Here is an 18,632-nt window from a genome sequence, read left to right as displayed (position 1 = left end):
CTCACCCCAGGCTTGTCATCATCCAGATCGTTTCGTAACGTGACGTCGCCACAACGATGTGAATGCATTCCGGTCCAACCTCACGGAGCGTTCATGCAACCGTCGGAAGCCGACGTCGACAATTCCACAGTCGTACGCGAGATTCCGCTCGGCGAATCTGTCGATCTTCAGCATCTCAAGGACGTGTTCCGGCAGCGGGGAATCCGGTCGGACGACGACGCGCTGACGCTCATCGACTTCCGTGGCAGCCGGACCTTCGACGTGGTCGCCCTGCTCTGGGTGCTGGCGATGATGGGCACCAGGATCACAAGTGAGCGGTTGACCCGCTTCCGACTCCCCGTCGTCAGCGCCGCCCTTGACGTCCTGCGGCGGGACCGCTTCTTCGAAGCGGCCTGCCAGGTCGCCCAGGCGCCCCTGCCGATGCTGCTGCATCTTGAGGACGTCAAGCGGGTGCACGAACACGGCCCCGCCGCGTCCGGCACCTGGACCTCGGGCGACCCGAGCGACCAGATCGTCCAGCACCTGCGCAGGAAGCGGGTGTTCGGGCTGTCGCTGTACCGCCTCGACAACGCCGACGCCCGCACGGCGATGATGCGGGAGGAACTCGGGCGCTGGACCGACCCGCTCGCGCTGGCCCTGTTCAGCCGGCACCTCAAGGGCACCGCGGAGTGGGACGTGGCTCGGGTGGTGGTGCACGAGATCCTGGCCAACGTCCAGGAACACCCGAACGCGTCGACGGCAGTGGTCGCCTCCGACATGGTGGTGCCGCGCGACGACGTACCGCAGGCCGCGCTGACCATCGCGGTGTGGGACGACGGCGACTCCATCGTCGACACCCTGCGCAGGGGCCTGGTCAGTCGGGGCGACGTCCGGGTCGCGGCGGCTCCGGCGACGGACACCTTCCGGATCCGTCGCGAGGGAACCGACCGGCCGGTGGCCGACGAGCTACGTACCTCGGACTGGAAGCCGGACGTCGCCAGCGACGATCGTGATCTGCTCATGGCCAGTCTGCTGCCGGGCATCTCCAGCAAGGCGGACGACGGCGGCGCCCGGTCGCGGGACCGGCTGCTCGGCTGCGGGCTCTACTTCCTCTACCACCATGTGATCGACGTGTTCCAAGGCTCACTCGACATCTACGTCGGGGCGATCCGGTTGACCGTGGAAGCGGAGCACGAGCCCGACTCCTCAGCGCAGTACGTGGTGACTCTCCGGGAAGGGCTGGGTATCCCGAAGATCCGTGGCAACCTCGTCGTCGCCCGGTTGCCGACCCATGGCTGAACGTTGGCGGATCATTCCGAAGGTCATCCGGCTCGGCAGCGCGACCACAGAGGACGTACCCGACGAGCGGCTGCGCTTCTACCGTGAGCTCGTCGCGGACGTCCACCAGGGCGCGGTGAGTGCGGAGCCGAGCCAGACGATCTACCTCAGCTTCGAGCAGTTGCGATCCGCGTGGCAGCTGTACGACCGGATCATCGCCGACGTGCCGACGAGCGAGGACCCGGTGGAGGGCACGGTGGTCCTTGTCGACTTCACCCTGAGCCCGCACGAACTCATCATCCAGACGGTCGCCGCGTACACCGGCAAGGCGCTCGGCACCCTGTTGCTGACCAACCCGGGCCTGGAGGCGCTGGTCCTGATGCCGGCGATGGGGACCGGCCTGCAACAGGCGTTCCGTGACATCGTCGGAGCGCATCATCCGGGGCACCTGATCATCCAGTACGGCGACGGCTCGCGGGTCAGGGTCTCGGCCGGGCAGGTCGACGACGAGCAGATCCAGCCGCCGGACCCCGAGTACGCCGAGCAGCTCCAGCGGTTGAACCAGCCGATCGACGACCGGCTGGGCGGCAAGATTCTGCGCCGACTGGGTCACTACCGGTTCGGCTCCAGCGAGAAGTACTGCACCCGGTACTTCTTCGACGCGTCGTACGCCATCCAGGAGGTCAGCCAACTGACCAAGGACATCGTCCTGGAGGAGCAGAACGGCAGCGCCGGACCGCTGATGATCGTCTCTCACCAGGCGCATTCGCCGTGGCTCGTCGAGGTGGGCGCGGAGGTGGCGCAACGCCTGGGGATCAGACACTTCCCGGTGTCCGCCGGTGACGATCTCGCGAACCTGCCCACCTCCGGCGACGCGGTGCTGCTGTTGGACGTGGTCAACACCGGACGGACAACCGAGGCGCTGATCGGTGGACTCTGTGCGCGTGGGCTCGTGGTCCGACCCACAATCATCGCGGTCTTCATCGACCGCGAGCGGTTGGGGCAGGCCCGGGACTCCTTTCCGATGGCGGTCGACCGGCGTACCTACCGGGTCCGTGGTGTCGCCGGCCCGATCGCCCGGCGGAAAACCGAACGCACCAGGTGCGAGCAGTGTCTGGCGGGGATCCACCCGGCGGATCCGCTGGCGGACCGACCCGGGATCCGGTCCTACGACATGTGGGAGATGTTGCTGACCCACGAGTGGGTGCCGGAGAAGTACGGCCCCGGCGACCCGGACCAGACTTCTCCGGGGCCGCCGCGGTTCTCCCTGGTGCCCGACTTCACGCGCATCTTCGAGGAGTACGGCGACTGGATCGCCTACAAGCTGGACGAGATGCTGGAGGCGACCCGCGTCGGCGGTGCGGGCGTCGAGGAGGCGGTCTACGTCTGTCCGGCGGAGCCGGCCATGAACACGCTCACCGACCAGCTCAAGGCCCGCCGAGGCGCTCGCCCGGTCGCGGTCAAGATCCCCCGCAGGATCCTCTGGGCGGCGGAGCGGGACGACTTCTCGGAGGTCGACCGGCACGCGGAGCTGGGTTGGGGTCGTCAGCTCAGCCGGCTCGCCGAGCAGGACATGGGCTGGGGCCGCCAGCTCAGCCTGCTCGCCGAGCGCGACTCGTACGCCGTCGCCATCATCGACGAGTTCAACGGCTCGAACACGACGGCGCTGTCGATGCTGAAGATCCTCCGCCGGTTCGGGATCACGGCGCTGGCCTATCTTCCCGTGATCAACCGCAATCCCGGTTCGGCGTTACGGCTGGCCGGCGGCCCGGAGGTGCCCATCCGCCCGCTCTACGAGATACCGTCCCCGCGTCTGTCCGTGCTGGACGCCGCTGACGCCGCCGGTGGCCGATGAACTCCGATGAACTGCCCGACCGGCTGGCCCGGGTGCTGGAGGGCGTACCCGACCACGACGAGGGCGCGGTCGCAACCGGTCAGCTCTGTGCGGCCGCCGGTTTCGACGGCGCGGGCGCGCCGGCGGCGGCGGAGGTGGTCGCCGGTTTCCTGCGGCTCTCCGGTGCCGTGGTGTTGACCGAGGATCCGGCCACCGGTCGGCAGACGGTGAAGGCGGCGAGCCCGGCGGCGGCCCTGTTCCTCAAGAGCCTCGCCGCCTACCTGCGCAGCGGCACACCGGTCATCGACAACTGGGCGCGACCGGGCACCGCGGAGCCGCCGTACCAGCCGCAGCAGGTGCTGGCCGGTGCGCAGTTCCTGTACGTGATCGAGCATCGCCGGCTCGGTCTCGACCCGCAGGCGTCGCCGCTGCGATCCGGGCGGGTGGTCCAGGTGCTGATCAAGACGCGCCTGCGACTGCTCGGCCCGCGCTACCTGATGATCTACGACCGGGCGGCCCGGCAGTACCAGCTGCCCGGTGGTCACCTGCGTTCCGACGACCGTGACCCGCTGGCCGCGGCGGTCCGGGAGCTGGAGGAGGAACTGCCCGGGTTCACCTTCGACGCCCGGCGGGACCGCCTTGTCGAGTTGGGCGAGGTCGAGGTGGTCCAGCAGTCGCGCACCTACGGTGCCGTCACCAGGTACCAGATGCACTTCGTCCAGTTGACGTCCACCCGCCGTGATCTCAAGGCCGGACCGGACGGGCATTGGGTCACCGAGCGGGCCCTGCTGGACGAGGGACGGTTGGTCAAGGGCAGCGGCGTCAACACGACCGGCCTGCGGCGGCTCGTCGCGGGCCTGCCCGGCGGGCTGGGCCAGCTGGCGCCCGGGCTGATGCTGGGCCGGCGTCTGTCGACCGCCGTCCTGATCAGGGAGAAGCCCTGGGAGGCGCTGGGCGTCGTGCTGAGCGTCGTCGGGATCGTCGTCGCGATCGCCCAGCTGGTCGTCGAGTGGGGAGTCGGCTGATGCCTGACGAGCCGGAGCTGACCGGGGACTGGAGCCGGGTTCCGCCCGAGCAGGCGGCCGCCTTCGAACGGTGGGCCGTGGTCAAGCGGGTCTCCGTCGAGATCGTGCGCTATCAGCAGGGCGGCTTCAGCGGCACACCCATAGCGCTCGTGGTGTGGCGGGAGCCAGCCAAGCGTGACCGGCAACGGTTCCTGCGCTTCTATGCCAGCCAGACCGGCGAGATCGAGCGGGCACAACAGGCGTACGTCGACTCACCGCCGACCTTCGTCCGCCGCCATCTGCCGGTCGCCCAGCTGGAGTCGCTCGGTGACAGCTGGGTCGCCGTGTTCGACGTCGCCGCCGGCGACCTGCTGGCCTGCCCGCCACTGACCGAGGTGATGGCGCAACCGGAGTTTCCCGCTCACCTGCGGACCATCGTGCAGTCCGTGGTGCACGAGTGGAACCAGCCACCACCGTCCAGCCAGCAGCGCGACACCACGGTCGGTGGCTACCTGACCGAGCTCCTCGAAGGACGGCCGGAACGTCGGGGGGCTCCCGGTGCGCGCCTGCGGGCCTGGGCCAAGCGGGCGGGCGTGCCCGCCGGGCCGGCGCGGGTCCAGGTGGACTGGTGGCGCTCGGAGCTGCCCAATCCGCTCGCCTTCCTCGCCGGCTCCGCGCCACGAAGTGGCGAGGGGCTGTCGCTGCTGACCGGCCGTACCCACGGCGACCTGAACATCGGCAACATCCTGGTGCCGACGGAACCCACCCTCGACGGCAACGGGTACCAGCTGATCGACCTCGGCGGCTACCACAGCGACGGGCCGTTGACCCGCGATCCGATGCACCTGCTGCTCTCCATGGCGGCGCACTGGCTCAGGACCTCCACCCGGATCGAGGGCGAGACCGGCACCGAGTTGATCCGTGCCCTGCTGCGTACCGCCTCAGCCACCGGCCCCCGGCCCGAGCTGCTCGGGCACGCGGGGGTCAGCGCGGCCGTCCACGAGGCGGGTCGGGCCATCGCCGCCAGCCAGGGCTTCGGTGAACGGTGGCGGCTGCAGACCCTGTTGTCGTTGGCCGGCTGCGCACTGCTCTTCGCCGACCGGGACCTGCGGATGCCCGACGAGGACCAGGCCCGGGGCTGGTTCTTCACCCTCGCCGCGGCCGCGCTGGAGGAGTACCTGTGGCGGACCAGGTCGCAGTCGGCGACGCCGGTGGTCGTCGGGACGCCCCAGCCGGCCGGCGACCTGCGTCGGCCATCGACGGTGAAGCCGGCGGACCCCGTCGGGATGGACGAGGTCGAGGCGGCCCGCGAGTCGTGCGAGGCGATCGTGCAGCATCTCGTGCTGCGGGCCCGCGATCCGCGTGGGCTGACCCCGGAGCAGGTCCATCTGCTCCTGCTCGACTTCGGTGCCCGGGCCCCGCTGCTGACCGAGGCGGAGCACGCCCGGCTCTCGGTGCAGGCCATGCAGGCGTTCTCGCCGCAGTCCACGCTCGGCGACGACCATGAACAGGATCCGACCGCGCCGCCGGTGCCCAGGCGGCCTCCGGTCCACCAACCCTCCACGGAGGACAAGACCGGTGCCACCGCCAGACCGACACGTCGCGGCGTACCCGGCGCGACATCGGCGGAGTTGGCGAAACGGGCCGACGTGGCGGTGCTGACCTCGCACCCGGCGGAGTACCGTGCGGCACTCCAGGTGTTCGTGCCGGAGTTGGTGTCGACGAGCAGTGCGTCGGAGACCGGCCGATGGATCGAGGTGTCGGCGGAGCGGGCCGGTCGGCCGCTCTCGGTCTACCTGGCCCGGTCACCGGAGCGCCTGACGCCCGGCCGGGCACCCACTGTCGGCAGGATCGCGCGGCGGTTCAATCCCTCGGCGTTCTTCCTGGTCGGCACGGCCAGGGGGGACGGCGCCGGACCGGGCGACGTCGTGGTGCCCCGCTGGGTCGGCCACTACGAGCTGCTGGAGTCGGGGGAGATGGTGACCCGGGTGCCGGAGCTGTGGGTCCCCGACCATGTGCGGACCCTGTTGGCCTACTACCGTCGGGTCAACACCCGGTTCCAGGATCTCGCGGCCGACTTCCGCAAGTCGGCCCGGGCCGAGGATCTACCGGTCCTGCCGACCGCCCCTCGCCCTGAGATCGACTTCGACGGTGCGGTGGCCAGCGGTCCGCCGGAGCTGATGACCGAGGAAGCCCTGGCGGAGCTACGCGACCAGGACGGGCGCCTGGCGGCGCTGGACACGGAATCGTACGAGTTCGGCCTCTGGAACGAGCGACGACTCTGGGCCGTCTTCCGGGGAGTGGTGGCGGGGGATGTGGCCCGCTCCGGCTCGGCAGCCGACCTCTTCCTGGCCGCCGGGCACGCGGCCGCCTGTCTCAAGGATTTCCTGGAGCACGAGTACCTGCCGGAGTGAGCTGCCGGACGGTCTTCACGCGCCGTTCACGGGGCTTCCGGCGCGATGACATTTATTGATCGTGATATTTGCGAGAATGCCTGATGTCCCTGCCGCGCCCCCAAGTCGGGTTCCCCCACCCGCCGTTGCAGGAGACAGTCAGGAGTCGCCCCCGTGGCTCACATACGCAAGGTCGCCATCGTCTCGGTGATCGCCCTCGTCCTGTCGGTCGTATCCGTCCCGTCCGCGGCGCACGCCACGCCGCCGAACATCCCGTCGTACAGCACGGCGGTGAGCCGGCTGAACTCGCTCACCGTGGCGGCCGAGTCCCACCAGTCCAGCTACAGCCGCGACCTGTTCCCGCACTGGATCACGGTCACCGGCACCTGCAACACCCGGGAGCAGGTGCTCAAGCGCGACGGCAGCAACGTCGTCGTCGACGCCAGCTGCTACCCGACGTCCGGGTCCTGGTACAGCCCGTACGACGGGGTGACCCGTACGAATCCGTCCGAGATCTCCATCGACCACGTGGTGCCGCTCGCCGAGGCGTGGCGGTCCGGTGCGTGGTCCTGGACCACGGCGCGGCGTCAGACCTACGCCAACGACCTGGGCGGGCCGGAACTGTGGGCGGTCACCGGCACCGTCAACTCGTCGAAGGGTGACAAGGACCCGGCCGCCTGGAAGCCGCCGCGCGCGGCGTTCCACTGCACCTACGCCCGGGCCTGGATCCAGGTGAAGTGGTACTACGGCCTCACCGTCAACAGTGCGGAGAAGTCGGCGCTGAACACCATGCTCAGCACCTGCTGAGTTCCCGCCCGCCAGGGCGGCACCGGTGACCGGGGGCGTGACGTCGAAGGACGTCACGCCCCCGTTGCTGTCGCCGTACCGCGTCGGGCCGCCCACCCGTACGCGACGAGGGCTTGACACCCGATGGCATGCAACGTGCAATATATCGCATGCCTCTTGACGCGTTCGACCGTTACCCGTTGCTCTTCGGCCCCAGCCCGGTCCACCCGCTGGACCGGCTGAGTCGCCACCTGGGCGGTGCCCGCATCTGGGCCAAGCGGGAGGACTGCAACAGCGGTCTGGCCTTCGGCGGAAACAAGACCCGCAAGCTGGAGTACCTGCTGCCCGACGCCCTGGCCCACGGCGCGGACACCCTGGTCAGCATCGGCGGCGTGCAGTCCAACCACACCCGGCAGGTGGCCGCCGTCGCGGCCCGGGCCGGCCTGAAGGCAGTGCTGGTCCAGGAGAGCTGGGTGGACTGGCCCGACCCGGTCAACGACAAGGTCGGCAACATCCTGCTGTCGCGCGTCATGGGCGCCGAGGTGCGCCTTGAACGGGACGGGTTCGGCATCGGCGTCAAGGAGAGTTGGCAGCGGGCGCTGGCGGAGGTCCGGGCGGGCGGTGGCGTGCCGTACGCGATCCCCGCCGGAGCGTCCGACCACCCGCTGGGCGGACTCGGCTTCGCCAACTGGGCCGACGAGGTCCAGCAGCAGGAGCGGGAGTTGGGGATCTTCTTCGACACCATCGTGGTGTGCAGCGTCACCGGCAGTACCCAGGCGGGGATGATCGCCGGCTTCGCCGGCCAGGACCGGCCCCGCCGGGTGCTCGGCATCGATGCCTCGGCGAAGCTCGACGAGACCCGAGCCCAGGTGGAGAAGATCGCCCGCAACACCGCCGAACTCATCGGGCTGCGGCGGGACCTGCGCGACGACGAGATCACCGTCCTGGCGGGCTGGGCGGGGGACCGGTACGGCATCCCGGTACGGTCCACCCTGGACGCGATCCGGCTCACCGGCGAACTGGAAGGCATGATCATCGACCCGGTGTACGAGGGCAAGTCGATGGCGGCACTCATCGACCTCGTCCGTACCCGGGACATCCCCGCCGACGCGAACGTCCTCTACGCCCATCTGGGCGGCCAACCCGCCCTGAACGCCTACCACACGCTGTTCGCCTGACCGTGCGCAGCGTTAGGCCCTGTGTCGAAGTCCCTGGCCGGCCTACGGCGGGCCCACGCGATGACCGGCCGCGTTGGGGATTGGTCCGGATACAACACCGGTATCCGGACCAATCCCCGCCTTGCCGGATCACCGCCTGGACTCCGCCTCGGCTCGACCGAGGACTTCGACACAGGGCCTAACCGACAGGGGCCCCGGCTGGCAGCCCTGCCGGTTAGGATTTTCATCTCCGACTTGATGGAGGGCGGCAACGATGACCGGCAGCGCCCGGCCCAGCGGGGCCGCCGAGGTGTTCGAACAGGCCGCGCCGAGCTACGACCGCACCGGCGTCTCCTTCTTCGGCCCGTTCGGCGCCGAACTCGTCCGGCGGGCCGCCATCCAGCCGGGTGAGCGCGTCCTCGACGTCGGGTGCGGCCGCGGCGCGGTCCTCTTCCCGGCCGCGCACGCCACCGGGCCGACCGGGCACGTCACCGGCATCGACCTCGCTCCCGCCATGGTCGCCCTCACCGCCGAGGACGTCACCCGCGCCGGCCTGACCCACGTCGACGTCCGGGTCGACGACGCCCAGCAGCCGGACTTCCCGCCCCGCAGCTTCGACGCCGTCCTGGCCGGGCTGGTCGTCTTCCTGCTCCCCGAGCCCCAGCAGGCACTGCGGGCGTACGCTCGGCTGCTGCGGCCGTCCGGCCGCCTGGTGGTCAGCACCTTCGGCGTCCAGGATCCGGCCTTCGTCGCCGCCACGGACGCTCTCGCCGCGCACCTGCCGACGGACCAGCAACGCCCCACCCGCCCGGCGGGTCCGTTCGCCGACGAGCAGGCGATCACCGCCACCATGGACGGCGCGGGCCTCGCCGTCACCTCGATCGTCGAGCACCGGGTCGAGAGCCGGTTCGACGACGTCGACCACTGGATGCGATGGATGTGGTCCCACGGCGGCCGGGCCCTGCTGCGACACCTGCCGACGGACCGGCTGCCCGCCGCGACCGCCGACGCCGCCGAGGCGCTGGCCGCCGCCGGCACTCCCGGCGGCGGGCTCCGCCTGACCACCGAGATCCGAATCACCGTCGCGGTGCCCGCCGACCGGCCGGACGCCTGACCTGTCCCGTCACGGCTCCTGACGCTCAGCCGCCGGTGAGGCGGTCGGCACGGGCGTTGAGGTAACGCTGCTGCGCCAGGTTGGTGGCCTGTGCGGCGGCCGTCCGGTACTCGGCGCGGGCCGCCGCCGGGTCGCCGCGCCGCTCCAGCAGGTGCGCGCGTACCGCGGGCAACCTCGGATCCCGGGCCAGCCGCCCGTCGGCGGCCACCTTGTCGACAAGCGCCAGTCCCGCCTCGGGACCATCGGCCATGGCCACCGCGACGGCATGGTTCAGCGCGACCAGGGGATTGGCGTCCATCTCCGTCAGTACCTCGTACAGCGCCGCGATCTGCGGCCAGTCGGTCTCGTCGGGGCCGGGTGCCTCGTCGTGCAGAGCGGCGATGGCGGCCTGGACCTGGTACGGCCCGGGCTTCCCCCGGTGCAGCGCCTCGACCACAAGCGACGTGCCCTCGGCTATCTGATCGGCACGCCAGCGGGAACGGTCCTGCTCGCCCATCGGCACCAGTTCGCCGTGCGGCCCGGTGCGTGCCGGCGCGCGAGCGTCGGTGAGCAGCAGCAACGCCAGCAGACCGAGCACCTCCGCAGCGTCGGGCAGCATCCGGCTCAGCAGCCGGGTCAGCCGGATCGCCTCCGCGCACAGGTCGGCACGGAGCAGCCCAGGCCCGAAGGTGCTCGCGTACCCCTCGTTGAAGATCAGGTAGAGCACCCGGAGCACGGCCGTGAGGCGCGCCGGAACCTCGGCCGGCGCGGGCATCGCGAACGGCAGACCGCTGTCCCGGATCCGCTGCTTGCCCCGGGTGATCCGCCGGGTCATCGTCTGCTCCGGCACCAGAAACGCCCGGGCCACCTCGGCCGTGCTCAACCCGCCCACCGCCCGCAGCGTCAACGCGATCTGCGTGGCCGGGGGCAGCGACGGATGGCAGCACAGGAACAGCAGGATCAGCGTGTCGTCGGAGTCCGCCGTCCGGTCAGCGGCGGGCGGTAGCCGCCACTCGGCCAGCACCCGCCGGCCGACGACGTCCTCCCGGTGCCGTCGCGCCTGCTCGGCGCGGAGCAGGTCGGTCAGTCGCCGGGACGCCACCGTGGTCAACCAGCCGCGGGGGTTCTCCGGCACGCCGTCGCGGGGCCAGCCGGTGGCCGCGGCGATCAGCGCCTCCTGGGTGGCGTCCTCGGCGGTGTCGAAATGCCCGTAGCGGCGCACGAGCGCGCCGAGGACCTGCGGTGCCAGCCGGCGCAGCAGGTCCTCGACAGTCGGTTCATCCATCAGGCGAGGTCGTCGATACCTTCGGCGATCGGGCGGACATCGACGTACTCCCCGGGATTGTCGGGGTTGACCAGGGTGGCGGCGATCTCGGCGGCCCGGTCGAAGCTGGCGCACTCCACCACCGTGTACCCGGCGAGAACCTCCTGCGTCTCCGGGTACGGCCCGTCGGTGACCATGGGAGCGCCCTCGCGCAGCTGGACCCGGCGGGCGTGCACCGGCGCGGTCAGGCCCTGGGCGTCCACCAGCTCACCGGCGTCGGCCAGGTCCTGGTGCACCTTGCCCATGTGTGCGTGCATCGCGGCCACCTGCTCGGCCGACATCGCCGGCCGGTCGGAGCTCTGCCCGGCCATCGCGTCGTAGTCCCGCTGCGAGCCGTACAACATGATCATGTATTTCACGGGTGTCTCCCTCTCACGTCCGCCACCATCCCGGTGCCGGTTCATCAGGGACGTCGGAGCCGGACGTCCGTTCCGGACACGGACCACCGACCCGATGTCGACCCTAGAGCCTGTTCGAGCGGGCCTGCCGGTAGCCAGCCGAGACACAGGCTTCGGCCGGCAACTGAACCGGAGGGGGCGGTAAGGCGTACCTGACGGCAACGGGCGTGACGGTCGTACCGTCGGGGTACTGGACCGGCGACGTCGAGGCGGGAGGAGCACGGTGGCGGCAGGTGGGCGAGGGCGACGCCGGGGGAGGCTCGCCGGCCTGGCGGTGGCGTTGGTGGCGGCGGCCGCCTGCATGGTGGAGCCGGTGGGTGGGCCGGCGGACCCGACCGGGCAGCGGGAGCCGGCCGAACCGACCGCCGAGGTGACCCGCGCCGACGGCACCGACACGGTGGAGGAGTTCCGGCAGGACGTGGCCGACGCGCAGCGGCTCGCCGAGTTGTACTGGGCCGACCAGTTCGAGGCGTCGGGGCAGTCCTTCCGGCCGATCCGGCGGGTCATCCCGTACCAGCGCGACGGTGAGGTCTCCTGCGGTGGACAGGAGGTGCCCCGCAACAACGCCGTCTACTGCACCGTCAGCGACTACATCGCGTACGACATCAACTGGTCCTTCGGTGCCTTCCGGCAGATCGGTGACGCCTTCGTGTTCTACCTGCTCGGCCACGAGTACGCGCACGGCATCCAGACCCGGCTGGGCATCCGCTACAACTTCACCATCCAGCAGGAGTTGCAGGCCGACTGCATGGCCGGGGCCTTCCTCGGCGACTCGGTACGGGCCGGCCGGCTCACCCTTGAGGAAGGTGACCTCGACGAGTTCAACGAAGGGTTGCTGGCCGTCGGCGACGACCCCGGCCAACCGTGGTTCGCCGAGGGCTCGCACGGCACCCCCGAGCAGCGGGCCGAGGCGTTCTTCCGCGGCTACGAGCGGTCCCTGTCCGCCTGCGACCTCGGTTGAGAAAGGTCACTGCGCCGGGCGTCGGGCCACCACCGGCTGGCAGGATTCACCGGTTAGCCGAGCCCGAGGAGGATCCGGTGAGCAGCACGAGTCCAGCCGCCGTGCTCTTCGACATGGACGGCACCCTGGTCGACAGCGAACGGTTGTGGGACGTCGCGTTGGCCGAACTCGCCCACCGCTACGGCGGCACCCTGTCGGCCGACGCCCGCCGGGCGATCGTCGGCACGGGCATGGCCGACTCGATGCGCATCCTGCACGACGACCTGGGACAGCCGCACCGGGATCCGCAGGCCAGCGCGGAGTGGATCAACGTGCGGATCCTGGAGCTGTTCCGCACCGGGCTGCAGTGGCGTCCCGGGGCACTGGCGCTGCTCGGCGCGGTCCGGCAGGCGCGGATCCCCACCGCCCTGGTCACCTCCAGCGGCCGGGCGCTTGTCGAGATCGCCCTGGACACCCTCGGTCGCGACAGCTTCGACGTGGTGGTCTGCGGCGACGAGGTCGACTCGACCAAGCCGCACCCGGAGCCGTACCTGACGGCCGCCCGGCTGCTCGGGGTGCCGATCGACAGGTGCGTGGCGATCGAGGACTCGGCGACCGGGGTGGCAAGTGCGGTCGCCGCCGGGGCCGCGGTGCTTGCCGTACCCGCCGAGGTGCCGCTGGTGCCCGCCGACGGCGTACACCAGCTGGACAGCCTGCTGTCGGCGGACCTGGAACTGCTGGCCGGACTGCTGCGCCGGACCCCCGCCTGACACCGCCCCCGCCCACCGGCGCGGTCCGCCCCGGCTGAGCCACTGGACGCGCAGCGAACGGCCCCTGCCACCGACCGGTGACAGGGGCCGTCGCTGCGGTGCCTCAGTCGTGCGCGATGGCGCCCAGCACGTTGATCCGGGCGGCCCGGATCGCCGGTAGCACCGCCGCGACCACCCCGATGATCGCGGCCAGGCCGAGGAAGACACCCATCTGGCCCCACGGCAGGACCAGCTTGGTGATGCCCTCGTCGCGCAGGGCCTCCACCACCGCGGCACCCAGGCCGGCACCGACCACGACGCCGAGCAGCGCGCCGAACACCGAGATCACCACCGCCTCCACGGTGATCATCCCCATGGTCTGCGACCGGCGCAGACCGATGGCGCGCAGCAGACCCAGCTCCCGGGTCCGCTCCAACACCGACAGGGCGAGGGTGTTGATGATGCCGAGCACCGCGATCACGATGGCCAGCGCCAACAGGATCTGGATCATCTGGAGCAGCCCGTCGAGTTGACCGGCCTGCTGCTCGATGAACGCGTCCCGGTCGGCCACCGACACCTCCGGGCTGTTCGCCAGCAGCGCCTCCACCTGGGGCAGCACGTCGGCCGCCCGGACCCCCGGCTCCAGCTGGATGTAGCCCTGGATGGGCTGCGGGATGGCGAAGTCACGCGCCGCTTCGGCCGGCAGCGTCACGCCGCCGAACAGCGGGGTGCTCTGGTAGATGCCGGTGACCGTGTAGGTGCGTTCCTCGCCGCGGGCCAGTTGCACCGGAACCGTGGAGCCGACCGAAAGGCCACGCGACTCCGCCGCGTCGGAGCTGACGAGCAGTTGGCCCGGTCCGAGCCGACCAATGTCGCCGGCCGTGGCGGTGAGTCCGAACATCTGCACCAGCGCGCTCGGCTCGCTGCTGGCACCGACCCAGGTGGTCTGGCCGCCGACCATCGCCATGTCGCCGTACTCGCCGTCGACGAGGCGGACCCCGGGGATCGCCTTCGCCTCGTCCAGCACCGCCGGGTCGAACGTCGGCGGGCGCGGACCCGACTGCGCACCGGCGATCACCAGCTCGGCGCTGATGCTGTCCTGTGCCAGGCCGCTGATGCTGCTCTTCGCCGAATCCAGGATCACCGTGATCCCGGTGACCAGCGCGATGCCCACCATCAGCGCGGCGGCGGTGATCGCGGTGCGGCGCGGGTTGCGACCGGAGTTGAGCCGGCCCAGCTTGCCCGGCACCCAGCCGGAGAAGACCGTGCCCAGCGCCGCCACCACCGGACGGCTGATCAGCGGCGTCAGCAGGGCGACCCCGATGAACGAGAACAGCACGCCACCGAGAATGGTGGCCAGCGTGCTGCCACCCGCGTGCCCGCCCAGGCCGAGGAAGAGCAACGTGGCACCGACCGCGGTGACAAGCGCACCGCCGACGGTCACCTTCGTCAACGGCCGATCCGGCGTGGCCACGTCCTGCATCGCGGCGATCGGCGGGATCCGGGCGGCCCGCAGCGCCGGCAGCAGCGCCGCCAGCACGGTGATCACCAGACCGACACCGAACGCGCCGATCACCGCCGACGCGGGCACCCCGACCCCGGCCAGCGCCAGCCCACCGGCGAGGTTGCCGAACAGGTACGCCAGCAGCGCGCCGACGCCGATGCCGGCGGCCAGGCCGAGCACCGAGGCGATCAACCCGACGGCGATCGCCTCCAGCACCACCGAACCGATGATCTGCTTGCCGCTGGCGCCGACCGCCCGCAGCAACGCCAGCTCCCGGGTGCGCTGCGCCACGATGATCGAGAACGTGTTGAGGATCAGGAACGTACCGACGAGCAGAGCCACCGCGGCGAAGCCGAGCAGGATCCGGTTGAAGAAGGACAGACCTTCCTTCAGGCCGGCGGCGGCGTCGGCGGAGAGCTGCTCGCCGGTCTTGACCACGTAGCCTTCGCCGACCGCCGCGGCCACCGCGTCGCGCAACTGGTCGTCGGAGACTCCGGAGGCGGCGGTGACCACGACGTTGTTGAACGCATCCGGCTCGCCGAGCATCAGCTGCTGCGCCACGGGCGTGGTGAACATGACCTCGTTGGCGCCACCGAGGGAGTCCCGGTCACCGCTGTAGCCGAAGATGCCGACGATCGTGAAGTCCTTGCGCGGCTCCAGGGTGAGCACCCCCACCCGGTCGCCGAGCGCCACCCGGCCGGCGTCCGCCAACCCCTTGTTGATCACGATCTCGTCGTCGGCCTGCGGCTCCCGGCCCTCCCGCAGCCGCACCAGGTCGCTCTCACCGGTCCAGTTCCCGCCCAACTGCGGCGGTCCGAACGAGGTGACGGCCTTGCCGTTGCTGCCGATCAGCCGGGCCCCGTCGGCGGCGACGACACCGGTGGCCTCAGCCACGCCGTCCACCTCGCGCACCGTCTCCAGGACGGTGGCCGGGAACGGAGTGGCGAGCTGCTCGCCCTCCATCTCACCGAGTTCCAGCCTCGGCTTGGCCGCCACGTTGACGTCGACCTCGGCGTACGCGTCGGCGAACAGCGAATCGAAGGAGCGGCCCAGGGTGTCGGTGAGGACGAAGGCACCGGAGACGAACATGACGCCGAGCACCACGGCCAGGCCGGACAGGATCAACCGGACCTTGCGGGCCAGCAGACTCTTCAGGGTTGCCCGGAACATCAGCCGGCCACCTCGGCGGGCGTGTCCAGCTTCTTCATCGTGTCCAGCACCGTGTCGGCGGTCGGCTCGATCAACTCCGAGACGATCTGCCCGTCGGCGAGGAACACCACCCGGTCGGCGTACGCGGCGGCCGTCGGATCGTGGGTGACCATGACGATCGTCTGCCCGTGCTGGCGTACCGAGTTGCGCAGGAAGTTCAACACCTCCGCGCCGGAACGCGAGTCGAGGTTACCGGTCGGCTCGTCCGCGAAGATCACCTCGGGACGGGCAACCAGGGCGCGGGCGCACGCCACCCGCTGCTGCTGACCGCCGGACAACTGCGCCGGCCGGTGCCCCAACCGGTCCCGCAGACCCACCGTGTCGATCACGACGTCGTACCAGGCCGGGTCCGGCTTGCGCCCGGCGATCGACAGTGGGAGCAGGATGTTCTCCTTGGCGGTCAACGTCGGCAGCAGGTTGAACTGCTGGAAGATGAAGCCGACCTTGTCGCGGCGCAGCTTCGTCAGACCCGCGTCACCGAGCCCGGTGACGGTGGTCTCGCCGATCTCCACGGTCCCCCGGGTGACCGAGTCCAACCCGGCCAGGCAGTGCATCAGCGTCGACTTGCCGGAACCCGACGGGCCCATGATCGCCGTGAACCGGCCGCGCTCAAAGTCCGCGCTGACCCCCCGCAGAGCGATGACCTGAGCCTCGCCGCTGCCGTACACCTTCCACACGTCGCTCGCCCGGGCTGCGGCCGATGCCGACTGGCCTGTGGTAGCGGTCACGTCACGTACCTCTCCGTCGCGTCTGGTCGCACCGCCCCCGCTGGTCCGGTGCGAGTCCATCATCTGTGCTGCCCACCGCCGATCCGTCCGACTCCGGGCGGAGCCGGAGCGGATTTTCGGCTGCGGGTACCCCCCAACCGAAGTCAGGGTTGTCCCCGACTCCGGCAGCTGTCTGCCATGGGCAGCCGGTGGTCACGGTCATCCTGGACGTTGCCGTCGCGTGAGGGTCAACCGAATTCCACCGCAGGTCGTCACGGTAGGTGACGGATGCAACGCTCGCGTTACGCCCCAGGTCGGACCAGACCTGATTCGTACGCCAACACCACGGCCTGCACCCGGTCGCGCAGCCCGAGCTTGGTCAACACATGCCCGACGTGCGTCTTGATGGTGGTCTCGCTCACCGACAGCGCCCGGGCGATCTCCGCGTTCGACAACCCACGGGCGACCTGCACGAGCACCTCGCGCTCCCGCTCGGTGAGCGCGCCCAGCGCCTTCGGCGGCGTCGCGGTCGGGTCCGGCAGCACGTCGGCGAAACGGTCCAGCAGTCGACGCAGGATCCGCGGCGCCACCACCGCGTCACCCGCGGCCACCGTGTGGATCGCGGTGACCAGATCCTCCGCCGGCACGTCCTTGGCCAGAAAGCCGCTCGCCCCGGCTCGCAGCGCCCCCACCACGTACTCGTCCAGATCGAAGGTGGTCAGGATGAGAACCCGTACCGGCAGCCGGGCGTCCACGATCGCCCGGGTGGCGCTCACCCCGTCCATCCGGGGCATCCGGATGTCCATCAGCACCACGTCCGGCAACAACCGACGGGACAGCTCCACCGCCTCCACCCCGTCGCCCGCCTCCGCCACGATGTCCAGGTCGGCCTCCGCGCCGAGGACCATCCGGAAGCCGGTACGCAGCAGCGGCTGGTCGTCGGCGAGCAGAATCCGCACCGGCCGGGCCCGGCCCGTCGAATCGACCATCTGGTCCTCCCTGTCGGCTGCACCGCTCACCAGGCCCACCTCACCGCCGGCTCGCGTCCGGCAGGGGCTCGACCGGAATCCGGGCGTACACCCGGTAGCCGCCGCCGGTCCGCGCGCCGATGCGCAGGATCCCACCGTAGAGGCCGACCCGTTCCCGCATCCCGACCAGGCCGTGCCCGACCCGATCGGTGTCCGGTGACGGCCCGCGACCGGTGTCGGTGACCTCGACCTCCACCGCGTCGCCACCGAAACCGACACGCACCTGCGCGGTGGCCGTCCCGGCGTGCTTGAGAGCGTTGGTCAGCGCCTCCTGCACGATCCGGTACACGGTCAACGCCACCCCCTCCTCCAACTGCCCCGGCGTACCGGCCACCGTCAACGTCACCGGCAACCCGGCCTCCCGGACCTGATCGGTGAGCGCCTCGATGCCGGCGATGCCCGGCTGCGGGGCCAGCTCCGCCGCCGGCTCGGCCTCGGTACGCAGCACGTCGAGCAGCCGACGCAGCTCCCGCAGGGTCGCCCGGCTGGTCTCCTCGATGGTGGCCATCGCCTCGTCGGCGGCGTCCGGGTCGCGGCGCAGCACCCGCCGCACCCCGGTCGCCAACACCCCCATCACGCTGACATGGTGGGCCACCACGTCGTGCAGCTCCCGGGCGATCCGTCGCCGCTCGTCCGCGACCGCCTGCTCGGCCAGCGCCCGCTGGTTCGCCTCGGCGACCCGGGCCCGTTCCCGCAGCGCCTCGGTGGAGGAGCGCCGCGCGTGCACCGTCCGGCCCACCGAGAACGACACGATCCCCACCAGGATGTTGTTCGCGATCAGGAACGCCGAACTGACCTGCGGAATGCCCTCCGGCGGCACCAGCGTGTTCACGACGGCCACCGGGAGCCACAGCCCCACCGCCGCCACCAGCGCCGGACGCACCGGACGGTAGGCGGCCATCGTGTAGGTGAGCACCACGAAGGTGAGGCTCTGCGTGGTCGGCGCCACCTCCATGACGACGGGCAGCAGCAGCGTCGCCAACGCGGCCACCAGCGCCGGCCACGGCGCCACCCGGCGCAGCACGACCGGCATCGCGCACAACACACTCCACCCCAGCGCCGCAGGCAGTGGCCGTGGCCAGAACTCCCGGGGGGTGAGCAGGGTGAACACGACCTCCCCCAGGATCAGGCCGGCGGCCAGCAGCGCGTCACCGGCCAGCGGATTGCGACGCAGCCACTCCCTCAGCGCGTTACCCACGCCACGACGCTAGCCGCCTCCGCCGCCGAAAGATCGTCTTGTGTGCTGACT

Annotated in this window: 15 protein-coding genes; 9 read left to right on the top strand and 6 right to left on the bottom strand. The window is 71.0% G+C overall.

Annotated features, from left to right (window positions below; translation table 11 throughout):
• The first annotated feature begins 93 nt into the window (after positions 1-93).
• From AB0I71_RS14710 to AB0I71_RS14680, 7 genes are all read left to right on the top strand, one after another.
• The gene (locus AB0I71_RS14710) at positions 94-1,278 is read left to right on the top strand and encodes a hypothetical protein (RefSeq protein ID WP_357584662.1); all 1,185 of its coding nucleotides are present in this window, start codon (positions 94-96) and stop codon (positions 1,276-1,278) included.
• Positions 1,271-3,112 (top strand): hypothetical protein, encoded by a 1,842-nt coding sequence (locus AB0I71_RS14705; RefSeq protein ID WP_357584660.1) that lies wholly within the window; start codon positions 1,271-1,273, stop codon positions 3,110-3,112. The genes AB0I71_RS14710 and AB0I71_RS14705 overlap by 8 nt, the downstream gene beginning before the upstream one ends.
• Positions 3,109-4,116 carry an NUDIX hydrolase gene (locus AB0I71_RS14700; protein WP_357584658.1) on the top strand — a complete coding sequence of 336 codons (1,008 nt, stop codon included), beginning with the start codon at positions 3,109-3,111 and terminating at the stop codon, positions 4,114-4,116. The genes AB0I71_RS14705 and AB0I71_RS14700 overlap by 4 nt, the downstream gene beginning before the upstream one ends.
• Positions 4,116-6,509: a hypothetical protein gene (locus tag AB0I71_RS14695; RefSeq protein WP_357584656.1), complete on the top strand. Its 2,394-nt coding sequence runs from the start codon at positions 4,116-4,118 to the stop codon at positions 6,507-6,509. Before AB0I71_RS14700 ends, AB0I71_RS14695 begins: the two co-directional genes overlap by 1 nt.
• 153 nt (positions 6,510-6,662) lie before the next feature.
• Positions 6,663-7,295 carry an HNH endonuclease family protein gene (locus AB0I71_RS14690; RefSeq protein WP_357584654.1) on the top strand — a complete coding sequence of 211 codons (633 nt, stop codon included), beginning with the start codon at positions 6,663-6,665 and terminating at the stop codon, positions 7,293-7,295.
• A 149-nt stretch (positions 7,296-7,444) separates the two neighbouring features.
• Positions 7,445-8,452, top strand: a complete 1,008-nt coding sequence (locus tag AB0I71_RS14685; protein WP_357584652.1) for a 1-aminocyclopropane-1-carboxylate deaminase — start codon at positions 7,445-7,447, stop codon at positions 8,450-8,452.
• A gap of 253 nt (positions 8,453-8,705) precedes the next feature.
• A complete protein-coding gene (locus AB0I71_RS14680) occupies positions 8,706-9,545 on the top strand; it encodes a methyltransferase domain-containing protein (protein ID WP_357584650.1) in 840 nt (279 codons plus the stop codon).
• A 25-nt stretch (positions 9,546-9,570) separates the two neighbouring features.
• Here the strand turns inward: AB0I71_RS14680 and AB0I71_RS14675 are convergent, their stop codons facing one another.
• Both AB0I71_RS14675 and AB0I71_RS14670 read right to left on the bottom strand, forming a co-directional pair.
• A complete protein-coding gene (locus tag AB0I71_RS14675; protein ID WP_357584648.1) occupies positions 9,571-10,809 on the bottom strand; it encodes a sigma-70 family RNA polymerase sigma factor in 1,239 nt (412 codons plus the stop codon).
• The gene (locus AB0I71_RS14670) at positions 10,809-11,198 is read right to left on the bottom strand and encodes a YciI family protein (RefSeq protein ID WP_357584722.1); all 390 of its coding nucleotides are present in this window, start codon (positions 11,196-11,198) and stop codon (positions 10,809-10,811) included. Before AB0I71_RS14670 ends, AB0I71_RS14675 begins: the two co-directional genes overlap by 1 nt.
• A gap of 238 nt (positions 11,199-11,436) precedes the next feature.
• On the opposite strand from AB0I71_RS14670, the gene AB0I71_RS14665 reads away from it, so the two are divergent.
• Both AB0I71_RS14665 and AB0I71_RS14660 read left to right on the top strand, forming a co-directional pair.
• Positions 11,437-12,207 carry a neutral zinc metallopeptidase gene (locus tag AB0I71_RS14665; RefSeq protein ID WP_357584720.1) on the top strand — a complete coding sequence of 257 codons (771 nt, stop codon included), beginning with the start codon at positions 11,437-11,439 and terminating at the stop codon, positions 12,205-12,207.
• Positions 12,208-12,308: 101 nt separating this feature from the next.
• Positions 12,309-12,956, top strand: a complete 648-nt coding sequence (locus AB0I71_RS14660) for an HAD family phosphatase (RefSeq protein ID WP_357584718.1) — start codon at positions 12,309-12,311, stop codon at positions 12,954-12,956.
• 103 nt (positions 12,957-13,059) lie between these two features.
• On the opposite strand, the gene AB0I71_RS14655 is transcribed toward AB0I71_RS14660, so the two are convergent.
• From AB0I71_RS14655 to AB0I71_RS14640, 4 genes are all read right to left on the bottom strand, one after another.
• The gene (locus tag AB0I71_RS14655) at positions 13,060-15,609 is read right to left on the bottom strand and encodes an FtsX-like permease family protein (RefSeq protein ID WP_357584646.1); all 2,550 of its coding nucleotides are present in this window, start codon (positions 15,607-15,609) and stop codon (positions 13,060-13,062) included.
• A complete protein-coding gene (locus AB0I71_RS14650) occupies positions 15,609-16,376 on the bottom strand; it encodes an ABC transporter ATP-binding protein (RefSeq protein ID WP_357584644.1) in 768 nt (255 codons plus the stop codon). Before AB0I71_RS14650 ends, AB0I71_RS14655 begins: the two co-directional genes overlap by 1 nt.
• A gap of 281 nt (positions 16,377-16,657) precedes the next feature.
• Complete coding sequence (locus AB0I71_RS14645; RefSeq protein ID WP_357584642.1) at positions 16,658-17,344, bottom strand: response regulator transcription factor; 687 nt, start codon at positions 17,342-17,344, stop codon at positions 16,658-16,660.
• 40 nt (positions 17,345-17,384) lie between these two features.
• A complete protein-coding gene (locus AB0I71_RS14640; protein ID WP_357584640.1) occupies positions 17,385-18,581 on the bottom strand; it encodes a sensor histidine kinase in 1,197 nt (398 codons plus the stop codon).
• Positions 18,582-18,632 lie beyond the last annotated feature (51 nt).

This window comes from Micromonospora sp. NPDC049891, assembly GCF_040660295.1.
Classification (GTDB): Bacteria; Actinomycetota; Actinomycetes; order Mycobacteriales; family Micromonosporaceae; genus Micromonospora.
The sequence above is the reverse complement of the archived record's forward strand: the minus strand, read 5'-3'. Positions and strand labels throughout refer to the sequence as shown.

What these genes read in the sequence shown, in the direction of transcription:
- AB0I71_RS14680 (WP_357584650.1), top strand. Translation starts at nt 8,706, where the DNA reads ATGACCGGCAGCGCCCGGCCCAGCGGGGCCGCCGAGGTGTTCGAACAG.
- AB0I71_RS14655 (WP_357584646.1), bottom strand. Translation starts at nt 15,609, where the DNA reads ATGTTCCGGGCAACCCTGAAGAGTCTGCTGGCCCGCAAGGTCCGGTTG.
- AB0I71_RS14670 (WP_357584722.1), bottom strand. Translation starts at nt 11,198, where the DNA reads ATGATCATGTTGTACGGCTCGCAGCGGGACTACGACGCGATGGCCGGG.
- AB0I71_RS14695 (WP_357584656.1), top strand. Translation starts at nt 4,116, where the DNA reads ATGCCTGACGAGCCGGAGCTGACCGGGGACTGGAGCCGGGTTCCGCCC.
- AB0I71_RS14700 (WP_357584658.1), top strand. Translation starts at nt 3,109, where the DNA reads ATGAACTCCGATGAACTGCCCGACCGGCTGGCCCGGGTGCTGGAGGGC.
- AB0I71_RS14705 (WP_357584660.1), top strand. Translation starts at nt 1,271, where the DNA reads ATGGCTGAACGTTGGCGGATCATTCCGAAGGTCATCCGGCTCGGCAGC.
- AB0I71_RS14685 (WP_357584652.1), top strand. Translation starts at nt 7,445, where the DNA reads ATGCCTCTTGACGCGTTCGACCGTTACCCGTTGCTCTTCGGCCCCAGC.
- AB0I71_RS14645 (WP_357584642.1), bottom strand. Translation starts at nt 17,344, where the DNA reads ATGGTCGATTCGACGGGCCGGGCCCGGCCGGTGCGGATTCTGCTCGCC.
- AB0I71_RS14710 (WP_357584662.1), top strand. Translation starts at nt 94, where the DNA reads ATGCAACCGTCGGAAGCCGACGTCGACAATTCCACAGTCGTACGCGAG.
- AB0I71_RS14675 (WP_357584648.1), bottom strand. Translation starts at nt 10,809, where the DNA reads ATGGATGAACCGACTGTCGAGGACCTGCTGCGCCGGCTGGCACCGCAG.